The sequence below is a fragment of the Coprococcus intestinalis genome, assembly GCF_023656595.1.
Classification (GTDB): Bacteria; Bacillota; Clostridia; order Lachnospirales; family Lachnospiraceae; genus Coprococcus_A; species Coprococcus_A intestinihominis.
Genome location: NZ_JAMOKJ010000043.1, coordinates 1 through 1,729, shown reverse-complemented (window position 1 = coordinate 1,729; position 1,729 = coordinate 1). Strand labels below are relative to the sequence as shown.

General features: G+C 36.8%; 1 protein-coding gene. It reads left to right on the top strand.

Annotated elements, in window-relative coordinates; genetic code table 11:
• The first annotated feature begins 137 nt into the window (after window positions 1-137).
• Entirely contained in the window at window positions 138-1,478 is a 1,341-nt protein-coding gene (locus NBH03_RS15785) for an IS30 family transposase (RefSeq protein WP_250800132.1), read from the top strand.
• Window positions 1,479-1,729 lie beyond the last annotated feature (251 nt).

Below are 1,729 nucleotides of genomic sequence, written 5' to 3'. Positions count from 1 at the left end.
ACCTAAAATGAAAAATTAAACCTGTACTTTGACAACTGAAAATGGCTATAAAAGGTCTAGTTTACTTTTTCTACAGCCTTTTCCAAGGCATGATATATTGGTTATATCGATTACTATCTGCTGGGAAAGGAGCAGATATGAATTATTACAATGCTAGCGGACAAATGGACCTGTCAGATCGAATAGCAATAGAAACTGGGATATGCATCGGGGAGTCATTCAAAAAAATAGCAAAAAGACTTCGCAGACATCCATCTACTATTGCACATGAAGTTAAAGAAAACAGAACCTTCATTAAAGGTAATTACCCGAATGGAAAAGATTGCCGCATGGCAAGACAATGCACAGTAAGGAATTTGTGCGGCTGTGATGAAGAAGCCTGTAATACAAAGTGTAGACTTTGCAGAGGAGTGGATTGTACCAAGGTATGCGATAGATATGTATCAGTTGCTTGCCATAAGTTTGATTCGCCTCCGTATGTTTGTAATAACTGCAAGGATAAAAAGCTTTGCAACAAAGATAAGTATATTTACAGTGCGAAATTCGCTGATGTAGCTGTAACTCGTCGTAGATCGGAGAGTCGACAAGGAGTTAGACTTTCTGATGAAAAGAAGGAAGAATTGGATGAACTTGTGACTCGACTTGTTAAGAAAGGCCAGCCTTTAACACACATATATGCAGAACATGAAAATGAAATGCCAGTGTGTTTGAGAACACTTTATAACTATATCGATGAAGGTGCCTTATCTATTAAAAACATAGATTTAAGAAGAAAGACAGGCTACAAACCACGAAAGAAAAAGTACAACGATATCAATGGATTTCACTCAATGGAGTATAGACAGTGTAGGACATATGAGGATTTTGAGTATGCGATGAAATTCAAATATTCAGAAGATGAAGTAACAGAAATGGATACTGTAAAAGGCGTTAGAGAATCTGGAAAGCGTTTGCTTACAATGATCTTTAGAAAGAACAACGTAATGCTACTATTCCTGATGCCAGATGGAAAAGCAGAATCCGTAAAAAGGGTTCTGGACTATCTCGAGACAGGATTGGGAATAGATGTTTTTAGACGGTTGTTTCCGGTTATATTGACTGACAACGGCAGCGAATTCAAGAAGGTAGATGAGTTAGAACTTACGCTGGATGAGGATGGCTTCCTAGTTTATAGAACAAGCCTTTATTACTGTGATCCAATGGCTTCATGGCAAAAAGGGTGTATCGAGAAGAATCATGAATTTATTCGTTATGCCGTGCCAAAAGGAAAAAGCTTAAACCCATACACGCAAGAAGATATGACTTTATTAATGAATCATATCAATAGTGTAAAACGTCCTGGACTTGGAAATAAAAGTCCATACGAGCTCGTAGAAGAGGATGATGAAGATTTCAAAGCATTAATGTCATTATTAAAAATGCACCTCATCCCGCCAGATGAAGTGCATTTAATGCCAGATTTATTCGTTAAAAAGTAATTAGACCGAAGCTGCAGATAGTAATCGATTTGTCAATAGGTATTAAATAGACGGGTCGCATTTACTTTTGCATAACAAGTAGCCAGCCGTCTGTTAATCATGCAAACAAATATATACCTGCTATCTGGAATGCCTTAATTATAGCATGATATTTGAATTTGAACATCCATTATTAGGGCTTTATTTGACCTCAGAACAGAATTTTGATTATTAGACGTATTTTCAGTTGGGTTTTAGTTTTTCATTCAAGG